Source organism: Streptomyces sp. HNM0645, from assembly GCF_030056615.1.
Classification (GTDB): Bacteria; Actinomycetota; Actinomycetes; order Streptomycetales; family Streptomycetaceae; genus Streptomyces; species Streptomyces marianii.
On sequence record NZ_JASHLT010000132.1, the window covers coordinates 1 to 364 of the forward strand.

Genomic DNA, 364 nt, shown 5'->3' on the forward strand with positions numbered 1-364 from the left:
GCCAGCGCAGGAGGTCGTGAACGGTCTGGTCGGTGCCGTCCTCGCGCCAGGCGGCGAAGTAGTAGTACGTCGCGCTCTTCGGCGGCAGATCGTGCGGCAGGTACTGCCACTGACAGCCGGTGCGGTTCTGGTAGAGGATCGCGTTGACGATCTCCCGCATCGCGTATCTACCCTGGTGACCGGTGGCCGAGGGGTGCTCGGCCTTCCAGGCACTGATCACGGGCTCGACCAACTGCCACTGTTCGTCGGTGAGATCACTCGGGTACGGCTTGCGGTCACTCATCCGGCCACCCAAGCGAACCCCGAACGCCTGACCGGCAGACATGCTCCAACGTCACCCCATCGAGCGACACCAAACCCGGCA

General features: G+C 65.1%; 1 protein-coding gene. It reads right to left on the bottom strand.

All coding sequences use genetic code 11. The annotated features are described in order from the left end of the window. The coding region (locus tag QMZ92_RS35960; protein WP_283302153.1) for a transposase at positions 1–283 on the bottom strand (283 nt) is incomplete at its 3' end. Positions 284–364 lie beyond the last annotated feature (81 nt).